At 59.6% G+C, this 16395-nt stretch carries 16 protein-coding genes; 11 read left to right on the top strand and 5 right to left on the bottom strand.

Annotation, left to right across the window (positions count from 1 at the left end):
• The first annotated feature begins 2 nt into the window (after positions 1–2).
• From atpA to DYI20_RS00900, 5 genes are all read left to right on the top strand, one after another.
• Complete coding sequence (gene atpA, locus DYI20_RS00920) at positions 3–1640, top strand: F0F1 ATP synthase subunit alpha (RefSeq protein WP_110100289.1); 1638 nt, start codon at positions 3–5, stop codon at positions 1638–1640.
• 62 nt (positions 1641–1702) lie between these two features.
• Positions 1703–2593: a F0F1 ATP synthase subunit gamma gene (locus tag DYI20_RS00915; protein ID WP_110098669.1), complete on the top strand. Its 891-nt coding sequence runs from the start codon at positions 1703–1705 to the stop codon at positions 2591–2593.
• Between the two features lie 48 nt (positions 2594–2641).
• Positions 2642–4096 carry a F0F1 ATP synthase subunit beta gene (gene atpD / locus DYI20_RS00910; RefSeq protein WP_110100290.1) on the top strand — a complete coding sequence of 485 codons (1455 nt, stop codon included), beginning with the start codon at positions 2642–2644 and terminating at the stop codon, positions 4094–4096.
• Between the two features lie 3 nt (positions 4097–4099).
• Positions 4100–4387 carry a F0F1 ATP synthase subunit epsilon gene (locus tag DYI20_RS00905; RefSeq protein WP_110098671.1) on the top strand — a complete coding sequence of 96 codons (288 nt, stop codon included), beginning with the start codon at positions 4100–4102 and terminating at the stop codon, positions 4385–4387.
• Between the two features lie 39 nt (positions 4388–4426).
• On the top strand, positions 4427–4777 hold the full coding sequence (locus DYI20_RS00900) for a hypothetical protein (protein WP_110100291.1): 351 nt from the start codon (positions 4427–4429) through the stop codon (positions 4775–4777).
• A 185-nt stretch (positions 4778–4962) separates the two neighbouring features.
• On the opposite strand, the gene DYI20_RS00895 is transcribed toward DYI20_RS00900, so the two are convergent.
• Positions 4963–5940 (bottom strand): hypothetical protein, encoded by a 978-nt coding sequence (locus DYI20_RS00895; RefSeq protein WP_110100292.1) that lies wholly within the window; start codon positions 5938–5940, stop codon positions 4963–4965.
• A complete protein-coding gene (gene nucS, locus DYI20_RS00890) occupies positions 5918–6613 on the bottom strand; it encodes an endonuclease NucS (protein ID WP_122548692.1) in 696 nt (231 codons plus the stop codon). Before nucS ends, DYI20_RS00895 begins: the two co-directional genes overlap by 23 nt.
• Positions 6614–6705: 92 nt before the next feature.
• Between nucS and DYI20_RS00885 the strand changes: the two genes are divergently transcribed.
• Positions 6706–7053 carry an Rv1322 family protein gene (locus DYI20_RS00885; protein WP_110100405.1) on the top strand — a complete coding sequence of 116 codons (348 nt, stop codon included), beginning with the start codon at positions 6706–6708 and terminating at the stop codon, positions 7051–7053.
• On the opposite strand, the gene DYI20_RS00880 is transcribed toward DYI20_RS00885, so the two are convergent.
• Positions 7050–8168 carry an AI-2E family transporter gene (locus DYI20_RS00880; protein ID WP_244924636.1) on the bottom strand — a complete coding sequence of 373 codons (1119 nt, stop codon included), beginning with the start codon at positions 8166–8168 and terminating at the stop codon, positions 7050–7052. The genes DYI20_RS00885 and DYI20_RS00880 overlap by 4 nt on opposite strands.
• Positions 8169–8442: 274 nt before the next feature.
• Between DYI20_RS00880 and DYI20_RS00875 the strand changes: the two genes are divergently transcribed.
• From DYI20_RS00875 to DYI20_RS00860, 4 genes are all read left to right on the top strand, one after another.
• Positions 8443–10275: a hypothetical protein gene (locus tag DYI20_RS00875; RefSeq protein ID WP_110100294.1), complete on the top strand. Its 1833-nt coding sequence runs from the start codon at positions 8443–8445 to the stop codon at positions 10273–10275.
• An 80-nt stretch (positions 10276–10355) separates the two neighbouring features.
• The gene (locus tag DYI20_RS00870; RefSeq protein ID WP_110100295.1) at positions 10356–11288 is read left to right on the top strand and encodes a co-chaperone YbbN; all 933 of its coding nucleotides are present in this window, start codon (positions 10356–10358) and stop codon (positions 11286–11288) included.
• Positions 11289–11372: 84 nt separating this feature from the next.
• Positions 11373–11726 carry a DUF3039 domain-containing protein gene (locus DYI20_RS00865; protein ID WP_110098677.1) on the top strand — a complete coding sequence of 118 codons (354 nt, stop codon included), beginning with the start codon at positions 11373–11375 and terminating at the stop codon, positions 11724–11726.
• 166 nt (positions 11727–11892) lie between these two features.
• Positions 11893–13680 carry a DEAD/DEAH box helicase gene (locus DYI20_RS00860; protein ID WP_110098678.1) on the top strand — a complete coding sequence of 596 codons (1788 nt, stop codon included), beginning with the start codon at positions 11893–11895 and terminating at the stop codon, positions 13678–13680.
• A gap of 100 nt (positions 13681–13780) precedes the next feature.
• Here DYI20_RS00860 and DYI20_RS00855 read toward each other — a convergent pair whose 3' ends face one another.
• Positions 13781–14458: an isochorismatase family protein gene (locus DYI20_RS00855; protein WP_110100296.1), complete on the bottom strand. Its 678-nt coding sequence runs from the start codon at positions 14456–14458 to the stop codon at positions 13781–13783.
• 57 nt (positions 14459–14515) lie between these two features.
• Positions 14516–15796: a nicotinate phosphoribosyltransferase gene (locus DYI20_RS00850; RefSeq protein WP_110100406.1), complete on the bottom strand. Its 1281-nt coding sequence runs from the start codon at positions 15794–15796 to the stop codon at positions 14516–14518.
• A 240-nt stretch (positions 15797–16036) separates the two neighbouring features.
• On the opposite strand from DYI20_RS00850, the gene clpS reads away from it, so the two are divergent.
• Complete coding sequence (gene clpS, locus DYI20_RS00845; RefSeq protein ID WP_110099763.1) at positions 16037–16375, top strand: ATP-dependent Clp protease adapter ClpS; 339 nt, start codon at positions 16037–16039, stop codon at positions 16373–16375.
• Positions 16376–16395 lie beyond the last annotated feature (20 nt).

Raw genomic sequence — 16395 nt, 5'->3', positions numbered from 1 at the left:
AGATGGCCGACTTGACCATCAACGCTGATGACGTCCGCAATGCCCTCAGCGAGTTCGCTGAGTCGTATGAACCTTCCGACACCGAGCGTGTTGAAGTCGGCTACGTCATTTCAGCTGCTGACGGAATTGCCCGCGTGGAGGGCTTGCCCTCCGCGATGGCCAACGAGCTACTACGTTTTGAAAACGGTGTGATGGGCCTGGCCCAGAACCTGGACCCCCGCGAAATCGGTGCGGTGGTGCTGGGTGAATTCCAGGGCATTGAAGAAGGTATGGAAGTACGTCGGACCGGCGAGGTGCTCTCGGTTCCCGTCGGCGACAACTTCCTCGGTCGTGTGGTGGACCCGCTGGGTAACGCGATCGATAACCTCGGTGAGATCACCGCGGAGACCACTCGTCCGCTGGAAGCTCAGGCTCCCGGTGTGACCGAGCGTAAATCGGTGGAAGAGCCCCTTCAGACCGGTATGAAAGCTATTGACGCGATGATCCCGATTGGCCGTGGCCAGCGTCAGCTGATCATTGGCGACCGTCAGACCGGTAAGACCGCGATTGCCGTGGACACCATCCTGAACCAGAAGGCCAACTGGGAGTCTGGTGACCCCACCAAACAGGTCCGTTGCATCTACGTAGCCGTGGGCCAGAAGGCCTCCACCATTGCCTCGGTTCGCCAGACCCTTGAAGAGCACGGCGCACTGGAATACACCACGATCGTGGCCTCCCCGGCATCCGACCCGGCAGGTATTAAGTACCTGGCCCCATACGCCGGTTCCGCTATTGGTCAGCACTGGATGTACAACGGCAAGCACGTGCTGATTATCTTTGATGACCTCACCAAGCAGGCCGATGCTTACCGTGCGGTCTCGTTGCTGTTGCGTCGTCCTCCGGGACGTGAAGCGTACCCCGGTGACGTGTTCTACTTGCACTCCCGGTTGCTGGAACGTTGTGCCAAGGTCTCCGATGAACTTGGTGGCGGGTCCATGACCGGCCTGCCGATTGTGGAAACTAAAGCGAACGACGTTTCCGCGTTCATTCCGACCAACGTCATCTCCATTACCGACGGCCAGATCTTCTTGCAGTCTGATCTGTTCAACGCTAACCAGCGTCCAGCTGTTGATGTGGGCATCTCGGTGTCGCGCGTGGGTGGTTCCGCTCAGACCAAGGCACTGAAGAAGGTCTCGGGCACCTTGAAACTGGACTTGGCTCAGTATCGCGACATGGAAGCTTTTTCGATGTTCGCTTCCGACCTGGACCCGGCAACCCGTCGCCAGCTGGCCCGTGGCGCCCGCCTGATGGAGTTGCTCAAGCAGCCGCAGTACACTCCCTACCCGGTGGAGGACCAGGTTGTTTCGATCTGGGCCGGCTCGCAGGGCCACTTGGACGAGGTGCCGGTCGAGGACGTGTCGCGCTTTGAGCGTGAGTTCATCGATCACATGCGTCGCCAGACCTCAGTTCCCGCACAGATCGCCGAAACCGGCAAGCTGTCCGACGAGATTGTCGATACGCTGAAGACCGAGGTGGAGAGCTTCAAAAAGAACTTCCTCGCTCAGGGCAACGACTCCCAGGTGCAGCCGGGTCACGAGGAACACGAGGCCATGGCCGATGAGAGCATCTCGCAGGAAAAGATCGTCAAGCAGAAGCGCTGAACAGCTAGCTAGTCACCTGGTCTGATCCAGACCCTCCTGCTAGTTAGCCAGAAAGGACAAGCATGTCAGCATCTGACATTCGGGTGTATCGCCAAAAGATCGCCTCGACAGGTTCCATGCGCAAAATCTTCAACGCGATGGAGCTGATCGCTACCTCGCGTATTGGTAAAGCGCGTGAGCGCGTGGCTGCTTCGACTCCGTACGCTAATGCCATTACTCGTGCGGTATCTGCGGTGAGCTCTCAGCAGGACATCGATCACGTGCTGACCTCCGAGGTGGAAAATCCCACCCGGTCGGCAGTACTGATCATGGCCGCTGACCGCGGTATGGCCGGTGCTTATTCGGCCAACGTACTACGGCACGCCGAGGAACTGCTAGAGCGGTTGAAGTCCGAGAACAAAGAAGCCGATCTTTACCTGATCGGCCGAAAGGCTCAGGCCTACTTCGATTTCCGTCGTCGCGAATACAAAAAGCTCTGGACCGGTAACACCGACAACCCAGAATTTTCCACCGCCAAAGAGGTGGGCGAAACTCTCGTTGATGCCTTCCTGACCGATACCGATCAAGGTGGTGTTGACGAGATCCACGTCGTGTTCACCGAGTTCAGGTCGCTGGTCTCCCAGGTCCCGACGGTCGTGCGGTTGTTGCCGCTGGAAGTTGTGGAAGAAGAGGTCACCGAAGAAACTGAGCTGTTGCCACTGTACGAGTACGAGCCCGATCCTGAGCAGGTGTTGGACGCGTTGTTGCCCAAGTACATCGAGTCTCGCATTTTTTCGGCCATGCTCCAGGCTTCGGCTTCCGAGCTGGCGTCGCGTCAGCGGGCTATGAAGTCGGCTGGTGACAACGCCACGGATTTGATCCGCGAGTACACGTTGGAAATGAACAATGCACGCCAGGCTTCCATTACTCAGGAACTCACCGAGCTGATCGCCGGTGCAGACGCTCTGGGCTAAGTTCGAACCCGAAAAACCTAAACTCCATCCACCAGTGAAGTGAGAGAAATGACTGCCACCATTAATGACACTGCAACAGGCCAGCAGGCCGGCGCGGTGGGGCGCGTTGCTCGAGTAACCGGTCCGGTGATCGATGCTGAATTCCCAGCTGACGCTATGCCGGAGATCTACAACGCCCTCACCGCCGAGATTACGATTGACGGCAAGACCCAAACTGTGACCTTCGAAGTTGCCCAGCACCTAGGTGAGAACCTGGTGCGCGCTATTTCGATGCAGTCCACGGACGGTCTGGTTCGTGGCGCCGAGGTGAAGGACACCGGAGCTGCGATCTCGGTTCCGGTTGGCGACGTCGTCAAAGGACATATCTTCAACGTGCTCGGCGAGTCGCTGGATGTGCCGGCCTCCGAACTTCAGGTAACCGAGCGCTGGCCGATCCACCGCCAAGCTCCGCCGATTGCAGACCTTGAGGGTTCGACCGAAATGCTGGAAACCGGCATTAAGGTCATTGACCTGCTGACCCCCTATATCAAGGGTGGAAAGATTGGCCTGTTCGGCGGTGCCGGTGTGGGTAAGACCGTGCTGATCCAGGAAATGATTACCCGTGTGGCGCGCAACTTCGGTGGTACCTCGGTGTTCGCCGGTGTGGGTGAGCGTACACGTGAGGGTAACGATCTCTGGGTTGAAATGGACGAGGCCGACGTGCTCAAAGATACCGCTCTGGTCTTCGGCCAGATGGATGAGCCACCGGGAACCCGTCTGCGCGTGGCCTTGACCGGTCTGACGATGGCAGAGTACTTCCGCGATGTGCAGAAGCAGGACGTGCTGTTGTTCATCGACAACATCTTCCGTTTCTCCCAGGCTGGTTCCGAGGTCTCCACGTTGCTGGGTCGTATGCCCTCTGCGGTGGGTTACCAGCCGAACCTGGCAGATGAAATGGGTGTGCTGCAGGAGCGGATTACCTCCACCCGCGGTCACTCCATTACCTCGATGCAGGCGGTCTACGTTCCCGCAGACGACTACACCGACCCGGCTCCCGCTAACGTGTTCGCCCACCTGGATGCGACCACCAACTTGACTCGTGATCTGGCCTCCCGTGGTCTGTACCCGGCGGTGGACCCGCTGGCCTCGACCTCACGTATTCTGGACCCGCAGTATGTCGGTCAGGATCACTACGAGGTTGCCAACCGCGTGAAGCAGATTCTGCAGAAGAACAAGGAACTGCAGGACATCATCGCGATTCTAGGTATCGACGAGTTGTCTGAAGAAGATCGCGTCACCGTGATGCGTGCGCGGAAGATCGAGCAGTTCCTGTCGCAGAACACCTACACGGCGAAGCAGTTCACCGGTGTTGACGGTTCCACCGTGGCCATCAAGGACACCATCGAAGGCTTCAAGGCGATCTGCGATGGCGACCTGGACCACATCGCTGAACAGGCCTTCTATAACGTCGGTGGCTTGGACGATGTGGAACGTGAGTGGGCCAAGATTCAGAAGGAAAACTAATCCATGGCTGACGAGAATATTCTCAACGTCGAAATCGTCGCTGAGGACCACCAGGTGTGGTCGGGGCAGGCACGGTCTGTCTCGGCTCGCACCATTGACGGTGAGGTCGGGATCCTTCCCGGCCACACCCCGATGCTGGCGGTGCTGGGTGATGGTGAAGTCGTTGTGGAGACCGCCGACGGGTCTGCAGTGGTGGCAGAGGCATCCGGGGGGTTCTTCTCTGTTCACGAAAATCGCGTCACCTTGGCTGCCACGCAGGCGCGCCTGCACGAGTCACAACCGAGTGCCTAACTCCACAACGCAGAAGAACATTCAGCTCAGTGAGGTGCCTTGGCCGATAGCGTAGGGACGATCGGGCTGGTGCTGGCCTGGGTTTTCGCCCTGGTGATAGCAATCAGCCTGGTGTTATTAGGGATCATCGCCTGGCGGCGACGAACCCTGCTGAAAACACCCGGTACCTTCCCGGCCAAGGCGCTCACTGCCGTTGGGGGCGAGAAGCTGGCGACGGCCCGAGGCGTGGTGGTCTCGTACCATGAGTCCAGCGTGGAAGTACTGGCGGTGTGGTCCATCTCGCCCCTACCGTATTTTATTTTTCGGTGGCTCGCCACGTCTTGGAACTACACCGTGACACCAGTGACCACCGCACCGGTTCAGATGTTCGCCTGGAACTACTGGACCTAGACTCTGGAGCCCGGATAACGCTGGCGCTCTCGGCTGATCACTGCGCTGAGCTGACGACCTGGCACGAATCCGGGCCAGCTGTTGGAATCGGTCACTGGCGTGAGGCCCCCGAGCGCGTCCAGCGTCGCAGGTATTTCTAAACATACCTTGTCCGTCCCGAGCCTGTGGCCGGCGTTGGGCACGCTTTAGAGCCGACACGCGGCAGCGGTCAGCTCTGCGTCCGGAATCCCTCCGGCCCGTCTGAGGCGTTGAAGCTGTTCGGGAACATCGCAGGCTCCCGAGGCCAACGTGTTGCGCCCGGCGACGGTCGCAAGATTGCGGTGGGGATCGCGGGAAAGCATAATCGGCCCCATATGATAGCCCGTTGTTTCCGCGAGGGTGTGACCACCAGCGGGAAAGGTTGCCGCTGAGGCATCTGAAACCAATGTGATGGCATCAGCAAACAGTTCAAAGCACCATTGCACGGCGCGCGGATGAACGTGATGGGTATCGGCGATGAGTTCCACGATGGCCTCCCCGCCGGTCGCGAGCCGATAGATAGCCGGCAGAAGACCGGGGTCGCGATGGTGGAACCTCGGCATCGCGTTGAACAGGTGCGTGATACGCACCGGTGCGTGCAGCTTGTCTGTGATCCGCTCACAAGCGGTCACAAACTCCCGCTCCGAACAGGCCGTGTGCCCAAGACTCGGCGAAATTCCCATGGCCAGCAGACGGTCGATCACTTCTTGGGCGCCGGGAAGCTCGGGAGCAATTGTCATGACGGTCACCGGCCGGTGAGCACGCTGCTGAATCACCTCGAGCTGATTCAGCAGTTCGCGGGCCTCGGGCTGGTCACCGGTCAATAGCAACGCCGACGGATGCGCTCCGGCTGCTGCAGGGCTGAGAAAAGGTCCTTCGAGATGAAGACCGGCTAGCTGTTGACGGTCAACCAGGGGGGAGAGCTGGACTACCCGGCGGAGCAGTGCCTGCGGGGCCATGGTGGGTAATGTTGCGATGATATGCCGGGTTCCGCGGTCGTTCAGGTGTTGGATGCAGTCCAGAACGCGCTCGAGCGGAGAGGTCGCAAAATCCACGCCCGCAAAGCCGTGAATATGGCCGTCAGCCACTCCGTGCCGAGCTGATTCGTGCTGAGAGGTGGCGTTAGAAAAGGCGGGATTCGGCATCGTCGACGCCTCGCATTGCGTCGTAGTCGAGAGTGACACAGCGGAAGCCACGGTCTTCGGCCAGCACCCGAGCCTGCGGTTTGATCAGTTGGGCAGCAAAGACGCCTTCGACCGGGGCCAAGAGTGGGTCACGGTTGAGTAGCTCCACATACCGGGTAAGTTGTTCCACACCGTCTATATCTCCCCGGCGTTTCAGCTCCACGGCCACGGTGGTTCCGTGGGGGGATTTCGCGACAATATCGATCGGTCCAATGGCTGTCATATACTCGCGCCGGACCAGTGTGTGTCCCGGGCCTAAGGTGTCGATCTGTTCGGCCAGCAGGCGTTGCAAATCGGCCTCGACCCCGTCTTTTTCCAAGCCCGGGTCGTGGCCTAATTCGTAGGTGTGCTCATCGAGGACCTCGTAGAGGTGGATCAGGAGCCGGTCGTCGGACTTAGTTGACTGCACCGTCCAGATCTGTTGGATGCCTTCTTCTCGTTGCGTGTTGTTGACCGGGGTCGGGCGGAGTGTTGCTGGGGGAGACATCCAATTGAGCGGTTTATAGCTTCCCCCGTCAGAATGGACGAGGACGGAACCGTCGGCTTTGAGCATCAGCACACGTTTAGCCCGGGGCAGATAGGCACGGAGCCGACCCTGGTAGATCACGGAGCATTCGGCAATTACTAAGCGCACGCAGGCCAGTGTACCGCGGGGCCACCACCTGCACGAGTCGGCAGAGCGGGCGGCGCTGGGCGCGCACGGGTGAATATGACACAATGGGCATCGTGCCCCGCAGAAACCGCCCGCGCCAGTCTCAGCGCCACAAGTCTGGCCGGGGTGTCAAGCGTACCAAGCAACACGGGCATCGCCCAGAGTGGGGAATGAAAGGGCTGGACCCCAATTATCGGCTGGAACACAGTGCCAGCGGGGACTGGCATGTGCGCGAGATTCCGTCGTGGCGGGCCGTGAAGACTTATACCTGCCCGGGATGTCTCCGCCGGATTCCGACCGGTCAAGCCCACGTGGTGGCCTGGCGGGCGGATTGGATTATGGGCGATGAACAGGCCGGGGAATACCGTCGGCACTGGCACCGAGCGTGTTGGACAAATCGTCGCCAGGATCTCGGACTTTAGTGCGCATCTTGCCGAGGGATGAGCACCTCTTTGATCAGCGTCATGATCGCTGCGGCAATCGGAATGGCCATCAGCGCGCCCAGCACGCCCAGCAATGAGCCTCCGGCGATCACGGCAATCACCGCAACCGAGGACGGGATGGAAACCGCCCGTCGCATCACTCTCGGTGAGACCAGGTAGGCCTCGACCTGTAGATAGATGAAGTAGATGATGGCGAAGATCAAAGCTGATTGCCAGCCGGTCAGCAACGCCAGCAGAGTAATCACGGTGCCACCGATCACCGCCCCGACCAGAGGGATGAACGCCATGAACCCGGCGAAGGTGGCCAACAAGGCCGAAAAGGGAAGCCCGGCAATGCTCACCGCGGTGAAGGCGACAATACCGTTCAAGGTGGCCACAACCGTTTGACCGATCACGTAATTGCCGACGGACCGGGTGATTTTTTCCGATAGTTCCTCGGTACGACGACGCCGGCTGTAGGGGACCAAGCGGTGGGCCCAGAACTTAATCGAGGGCAGGGAAACCAAAAAATACAGCGTGAGAACGATCACAATCAGCACCGAGAAACCCGTGTTGATGATCGCGGTACCGACCCCGAAGAGGCCACCGGCGAGTCGAGTGACATTATCGGTGTTACTGACAAAACGATTCAGTTCGGTGAACGCGGTACTCCTCAGATCAAATTGGTCATCCAATCGTTGGAAGATGTCCGATTCTAAGAAGTCGGTGACCAGCTGAGGGATCTGCTGGATGAAATCAGCAGTTTGGGTGACCACGGTGGGGATCAGAATCCACATCAGCAGGGCAAAGACCGCCAAAAGTAACACCACCGCGATCAACACACCCACCGAGCGGGGTGCGCCCCAGTGGACGATCTTGCGCACCACCGGGTCCAGGCCCAGGGTGATGAACAATGCGGCCAGAATCCACACCACCAGTTGCCAGTTATTGGACAGGACCCAGTACAGCGCTAAGGCGATGCCGACCCCGATGGTCACCATGAAACCGGTCTGGATGGGACGGGCGCTATAGGTGGGTAAGGCCTCGGTCTCGGTCTCGGTCTCGGTGGGAGTAGAGCCTGACTCCGGTTGCGATGTAGCGGGAGGATCATCCACCGTAAATCGTGGTCGGGGTGGCCGTGACGGCAATCGATCGCGCACGGATCGAACGCCGGATTTCAGGCGGCCGAGCAGCCCGGGGCGCTGGGAGGATGAGGCGGACTCTTCGGGATTCACGGTTCATACGGTACGCTACGGCAACGGCTGTGCACAGTACCTTACCGGTGTCCGATGCCGACGTGTTGGGTAAGCAGGTGCGTTCGCTAGGGATGGATCCACGCTAAACTAAGTGGAACTGTCGTGACCGTTCAGAGATCTGGAAGAGATCAAGGTGAAAGTTTTTTTCGGTATTTTGTCTCTGGTGCTCGGAATCGCCTCGATGGTGGTATCCGTTGGGTTGCAGACCGTCTGGTCCCCCCCAGAGGAAAGAACCGCCAGCGTCGAGGCCTCCGACTCGGAAGCGCCGCTGACAATCATTACCCCCGGTATTGAGGTGGAGGACGATCAGACGGCGGAATATACGCTCACCGGTGAGGGCGAGTTCACCTTAATGCTGGGGCAGCGCCGGGATATTGACGCCTGGGTTGGCGATGCTGCTCACACCGAGATCACCGGTATCGACGACTCCGGCGACGACCCGGTGGTGACTGTTGAAACCGTGGAGGGGGAATCTGAGGTTCCCAATCCGGTCAATTCTGATCTGTGGATGGCTACCCAGACCGTGGAGGGTGAAGTCACTCAGCGCTGGGCCGCCCCGGAAGAAGGCGATTGGGCCCTGTTAGTTGCTACCGATGGCACCACCCCTGCTCCCACCGAGCTATCGGTCACCTGGGCGACGGATGAGACCGAATCGCCGTGGGTCACTCCGCTGATGGTGATCGGCGTAGTACTGGTGCTGATCGGGCTGATCTTGTTGATTTGGGCGCTGGTGAGTTTCCGGTCCAAGGCGAAGAAAAAGCCTTCGGGACGCCGTGCTGCTGGCCGTGCCCCGGCTCGTGAGCAGGCGCAGGTGCCAGCTGCGGGTGAATCAGGGTCCGGATCGATCTCGACCCTGGGCCGAGTGAGTGCTGTGCTGGTGATCACCAGCATGATCCTGGCAACCACCTCGGTGCTCACCGCACAGGCAGAAAACACCGAGGAACCCGATAATGCTCCGGTGGAGTCACAGATTGATGAGGATGCCTCCGCGGTGCCCGAGGACGCCGTGGTTCCGGTGGTCTTCCCGGATCAGCTCGAGACCATCCTGGGACGGATCAATTCTGCGGTCGAAAAAGGTGACGCCTCCGAAAACGTCGAGGATCTCGGTCACCGAGTGCAGGCCCAAGCTCGCACCATGCGCTCTGAAATTTATCGCAACCGAGGTATTGATGAAGAGGTTTCCTCGCCTGTTCCGATTTCGGAGGACTCAATACAACGGGCCTGGATGGAACCCGAGGAGCAGTTCCCGCGCACCATGATGGTGCTCACCGGCGCAGAGCCTGGGCAAAGCGATGAGGACTCGCAATACCCGCAATTATTGACGTTGACTCAACCCTCGGCCCGAGAACAATACCAGCTGGTGGCGAATACCCCGGTCTTGGACGGTGTGGAGATTCCGGCCGGTGACCTGACCGATACCGACGTGACCGAATTAGCCGAGGATGAGGACGCCGGTGCGGTGGCCTCACCCAAGGATGCCTTGACCGATGTGGTGGCCTATCTCGATGACCCTGAGGCTGATGCAGCCGACAGGGTCGCCGATAACGCCTACACCGAAGCAATTCATGAGTTGCAAAGCCAAGAGGTTGACGCCCAGTCGGAGAATAATACTGAGGTCTCTCACACGCGGAGCCTGTATAACGAGTCGATGACCGCACTGAAACTCAGTGATGGTTCGGTGTTGGTGATGGGGGCGGGCTCGTCGACCACGACATTTACTCCCGAAGAGGGTGGCACCGTGAATGTGGGCAAGGTAGCTGCCGGGCTGGACGACTCTGACAACGCTGACGAGGAAGCAGCCACCGACGAGGGCGAGGAAGCCACAGCGGAGGAAGACGCTGCGGGGACCTACAGTACCGAGGTACGACTCAAGTACCGCGAACAGCTGGCACTGCTGATTCCGGCTGAGGGTGAAATTCAGCTCGTGGGGTATTCCTCATCGCTGTCAGAAACCAGCAGTGAGTAGACTGAGCCCAGAACGTGATCGAGTCTCGTGGCCCCAGGGTGTCCACGGGCAATAATCCCCGACGACAGGAGTTCCTGCAGATGACCGAATCCACCGGTGCCACCCCCGCCCAATCGCGCGGAGCCGTTGATCTGACGCAACTACAGCAACAGAGCCCCGGTTCGCCCGCTGGGGGAGCGGATGGTGGATCGGAGGCCAGCTGGGTGCTGACCGATATGGATCAGCAGGGTCTGCAACAATTGTTGGAGCATACCAATCAGGTTCCGGTCATCATTCACCTGGCTCGTTCGGCCACCGATGAGGTTTCGGCACAGATTGACCAGGCTCTGGTTCCAGAAATCGATGCGCGCGCCGGACGCATTGCCGCCGGTCGTGTCAACGTCGACACGCACCCCGAAATTTTGCAGGCCTTCGGTGGTGCCCAAGCTCCGATGGTATTGGCCATTCTGGGTGGGCAAGCGATGCCGCTACTCAATGCTCCGGCCCCTGCTGAGCAGATGAAGGCTCTGTTGGATGAATTGAACGCGGTAGCAGTCCAAAACGGTCTGTCGGGCTCAGTTCCTCCACTGGTGGCAGCCGAAGCCGACGCTGAAGGACACCTGCCACCGCATTTGCAAGAGGCCGAAGATGCTGTTGCCGCCGGCGATTATCACGGTGCAATCGCGGCCTATCAGCGGGTCTTGGAACAAAACCCCCGGGACGAGCACGCCAAAGCCGGGGTGGCCCGCGTCGAATTGTTGCAACGCACCGAGTCAATGGATGCCCAACAGGTCCGCACCGCAGCAGCCGAGAATCCCGATGCCGTCCAGGCCCAGATCGATGTGGCCGATCTGGATCTGCTGGGAGGTCACGTCGAGGACGCCTTCACCCGTCTGGTGAAATTTATTGCCTCCCACTTTGGTGACGACCGGGAGACGGCCCGGGCACACCTGGTCGAGTTGTATCAGATCGTCGGCGATCACGACCCGCGCGTGGGAGAATCTCGGAAGAAATTGGCAATGGCCTTGTTCTAGACCGAGCTGGCTAGATACCGGTCGAGGCCATGAGCGGATCCTCGGAACGCGACCCGTGGGCGTGATGAGGGTTAGAATAGAGGCATGACTTTTGAGACGATATCCGTGCTGAACTCTTCCGTGGATCCCGAGCAGGATCTTAGCGGTGGGTCAACGGGTGTGTTGGAACGCGAAGAACAGCGCCAAGCGACCGAACCCGGGGACCACGAACGTTTTAAACACTTCGTGCCGAAAGATAAGCTTGCCGATGCCATGATCAACGGCACCCCGGTGGTCGCATTGTGCGGCAAGGTCTGGGTCCCCTCACGGGATCCAGAGCGGTTCCCGATGTGCCCGTCTTGCCTGGAAATCTGGGAAGGTATGGAGTCCGGGGATGCTGAGTCCGGTCAGGGCCGCGGTGGCCGCGGATTCTTCGGATTCGGGCGCGGCAAGAAATAAACTCCGACAGAACCGGACCGTCAAAGCTACCCGAGCACGCTGTGTCTTCGGGTAGCTTTTGTCGTGGTGCCGGCCGGGTTGCTGGTCTAGCCACCGGTGAGATGACACAGCACGAACACAGCAGACACAACCGTAGGGGACATACAGGCCGGGGAGGAGCCAATCAGTGAGTGAGCAACCTGATGCGTTATTCCAGATTGGAGAAGATCTCCCCCCTGCTCTGCCGAAACGCGCTGCATGGGGCACCGCCTCGAAACTGCGCCAGTGGCAGCAAGAGGCGCTAGAACAGTATTTCTCGGCCCCGCACAAAGACTTTCTCACCGTGGCTACTCCGGGTGCGGGCAAAACCACTTTCGCGTTGCGCGTGGCCAAAATGTTGAAAGAATCCGGGGTGATCTCCCGGATGACGGTGGTGGCACCGACCGAACACTTGAAGAAGCAGTGGGCCGATTCTGCGGCTCGTATCGGGTTGGCCATTGACCCGAACTTCAAGAATTCCGATGGGCATCACGGAAGAGAATATATGGGTGTGGCCCTGACCTACGCTCAGGTGGCCCAAAAACCGGTTTTGCACCGTAACCGCACCGAAGCAGCCCGCACGCTGGTCATTCTCGATGAGGTCCACCACGGCGGTGACGCACTCAGTTGGGGCGACAGCATCAAAGAGGCGTTCGAACCCGCCACGCGCAGACTGTCACTGACCGGTACTCCTTTCCGTTCCGATGACGCCCAGATTCCCTTCGTGCGCTACGCCGATCAGGGGGATGGAGTGCTGCGGTCGCAGGCTGATTACACCTACGGGTACGGGCCAGCGCTGAAAGACCATGTGGTGCGTCCCGTGATTTTCATGGCCTATTCCGGGCAGATGCGCTGGCAAACATCAACCGGCGAAGTGATGGAAGCCCAGCTGGGTGAAGCTGCCACGAAGGACATGACTCAATCGGCATGGCGCACCGCACTGAACCCCGAGGGACAGTGGATCCCCTCGGTGCTCAAAGCCGCCGATCGTCGTCTCAGCGAAGTTCGTCGCAACGTGCCCGACGCCGGAGGACTGGTTATTGCCACCGACCATGAGGACGCCCGGGCCTATGCAGCCCAACTTCAGGCGGTGTGTGGCGAACCGGTGACCACGGTTCTCTCCGATGACCCGACGGCCTCGGAGAAGATCGAGAGCTTCGCGACCTCCGATCAGCGCTGGATGGTGGCTGTGCGCATGGTGTCCGAGGGGGTGGATGTGCCGCGACTGTGTGTGGGGGTGTATGCCACCTCCACGTCCACGCCGATGTTTTTCGCTCAGGCGGTGGGACGTTTCGTGCGCTCACGTAAGCGCGGTGAGACCGCCTCGGTGTTTTTGCCTTCGGTGCCGAAGCTGATGGCATTGGCCAATGAGCTGGAAACAGAACGTGACCACGCCCTTCAAGTCACCGGCGCCGTGGAAGTGGAGAATCTTGAGGAGGCCGCCGAAGAACGAGAACTGAAGGAAGCGAACCGACAGGAGTCGGCCTCGTCACGTCTGACCGAAGGCACCTTCCGTGCCTTGGAATCCGACGCTGCTTTTGACAAGGTCCTGTTCGATGGAGGCGAATTTGGTGCGGGAGCAGCCGTGGGATCTGCCGAAGAACTCGATTTCCTCGGCATCCCAGGTCTGCTCGATGCCGAACAAGTCTCAATCCTGCTCAAACAGCACCAGGCCAATCACCTGAAAAACCGGCCCGCCAAGTCCACGACATCCTCCCAGGATCCAGCGGTGGTTGACCACCGACAGATGAAAGAACTCCGGAAAAAGCTCTCCTCGATGGTGTCTGCCTGGGCTGCCCGCAGTGGTACTCCACACGGGGTGATCCATAACCGGTTGCGAGAGATCTCCGGAGGCCCTGCGGTGGCCCAGGCCTCCCGAGAACAATTACAAACCCGCATTAATACCTTGCAAAAATGGTTTGTGGGCAAGAAATAAACCTCCCGGCATCCACCGTCCCGGGATCAGTGGGCTCGGTGGCTGACGAGAGGTTTATCGCAAGCTGGTGCCAGCATTCAGGCTGGCCTCGGTACCGGCTTTAGTGAGCCAGAATGGCCCGGCACCGACCGACGTGGCATCCGGCATCTTCCATTTCCGAGAGAGCGTCTTCGGACTCCGCCGGATCAACACCGGCGCACAAATCTGCCAAAACCTTGACATCGTAGCCGGCATCGACGGCGTCCAGGGCCGTGGCTAGCACGCAGTGGTCGGTGGCAATGCCGACGATGTGCACGGTTTCAATATCGCGTTCGGCCAGCCACGCATTGAGATCCGGTGCACCATCTTCCACGGCGCTGGCTGCTGCGGCGGTGGCGCCATAGGGGCCGGCGTTACCGGTGGGAGCGTCCGACCGAACTTCATCGGGCTGGCCCAACAGCCCCTCAAACGCGGAGTAGCCGTCGTCGTAACGGCCCTTGAGGAACTCGGCCTGGATATGGTCGGTGTCGAGGTAGTCGCTGAGTTCAGCACCTTCGGTTCCGGCCACACAGTGAACCGGCCAGGTGTCACTGAAGTTGGGTTCCTCGTCGTTGTTCTGGGCGAAATGTGGGCCCGGTTCCACGTGCCAGTCGCGGGTGGCGACGACGGCATCGTATTGTGAATGAGCTTTCTCCAGGAATTCTGAAATCTTGGTTGCGGTGGCATTACCACCTTCGACGGCTAATGTACCGCCCTCGCAGAAGTCTTTCTGGACGTCCACGATCACCAATGCACGCATGGTCTTATGTTCCTTTGGATCGAGAGGTGCGTTGTGACGATGCTGAGCTAGCATATCCTATCTGTCCCGGGGGAAGTCAATCTCCTGGAATAGTGACGGAATGACTGGGTCTCCGGCTTGTAAACGGAAGGCCGTCCGGGGGAGTTCAGCCAGGGACTTACGGTGCCGGGCGACAGCCCGCTGCACACCGGCTTGACCGATATAGCGTTCGTCAATCTCGCCGTGATCAACGAGCTTGACGACCAGATCTCGATGGGTCTGATCGGATGTGATAGGTTCATCCACGCTGAGCAACTCAGCGGTGGCCACTCCGCTAGGAGTTAGCTGGCGGGCCGCATATTTCCGGCCACCCACCGATTTCTTCCCCTGGGAGGCTTTAGCCACATTATGCCACGATCCATCGTCGGCAGCCCGGGCAGTGAGCTTATAAACCATGGAGGCGGTGGGTGCCCCGGAGCCGGTGACCAGTTTGGTGCCCACCCCATAAGCACTCACCGGAGCCGAGCGCAATCCGGCAATGGCGTATTCGTCCAGATCCGAGGTGACCATGATTCCGGTGTCGGTATTGCCCAGCTCATCGAGCAATTCGCGCACCGAGTGGGCCTGCTCAATCAGATCACCGGAGTCAATCCGGACCTTGCCTAATCCGGGACCGGCCACCTCCACGGCGGTGCGGACTCCTTGCGCAATATCGTAGGTATCCACCAACAAGGTGGTGTCCGGACCGAGCGTGTCGACCTGAGCCTGGAAGGCCTCGCGCTCGGTGTCGTGTAGCAAGGTCAACGAGTGTGCCGCGGTGCCTCCGGTCGGAATACCGTAGCGGGCACCGGCTTCCAGGTTCGAGGTGGAACCGAATCCAGCCACATAGGCAGCCCGAGCGGCGGCCACAGCAGATTCCTCGTGGGTACGCCGGGACCCCATTTCAATACAGGGGCGCCCCCCGGCAGCCCGCACCATTCGCGAGGCCGCCGAGGCCACGGCGGAATCGTAGTTCAAAATAGACAGGGCGTAGGTTTCCAGCAGGCAAGCCTCGGCGAAGGTGGCCTCAACCTGCAAGATGGGGGAGTGCGGGAAATACACTTCGCCTTCGGGATAACCGTAAATGGTGCCCGAAAACGTGAAATCGGCCAGCCACGCTAGGGTTTGATCGGTAACGACCCGGTGGTCGGAGAGAAAACCAAGCTCGGCGTCCGTGAAACGAAAGTGCTTCAGGCCTTCTAAGAATCGGCCGGTTCCGGCCACCACACCGTAACGTCGTCCCTCGGGCAAACGTCGTGCAAAGAGCTCGAAAATGCTGGGTCGATGTGCGGCACCGGAGGCCATCGCCGTATCGAGCATGGTCAGCTCGTAGTGGTCGGTGAATAACGAGGACGGCCAAAACCCGCGATTGGTCTCTGAGTGATCGAGAATACTCACTTAAACAACACTACTCTGTCTGACCGGGATGCCAAGACCCCAGCGGTGAGAACATCAGCGTCGCTGCAGCGCGCCACTGCACGCACGGCATCGGGGTAGCTCAGACAAGCCTCCACGGTGGCACGATCTGAACCAACTCTCGTTGTGTTTTAGACTGAACTCATGGCCAGACTACAGTTGTCGTTCTCTTCTCCAGTGGTGCATGCCACGGCGGTACCCGATGAGGACACCCGCAGCGATATACTCACCGAGAGCTCTCAGCAACCTGCCAGCCCCTGGAAAGTGATTGTCTGGAATGACCCGGTGAATTTGATGAGCTATGTCGCCTACGTGTTTCGGACCTATTTCGGGTACTCCCAGGCTCAAGCACACTCACTGATGCTCCAGGTCCACCAAGAAGGCAAAGCCGTGGTAGCCAACGGGACAAAAGAAGAAGCAGAACGGCACGTTCAGGCCATGCACGGTTTTGGGCTGTGGGCGACCTACGAGCCACATCAGTAGGCCACACAGCTGGGCCACAT

The organism is Auritidibacter ignavus (genome assembly GCF_003703835.1).
Classification (GTDB): Bacteria; Actinomycetota; Actinomycetes; order Actinomycetales; family Micrococcaceae; genus Auritidibacter; species Auritidibacter ignavus.
Note: the sequence above shows the minus strand (reverse complement) of the source record. Positions and strands in the feature narration are given on the sequence as shown.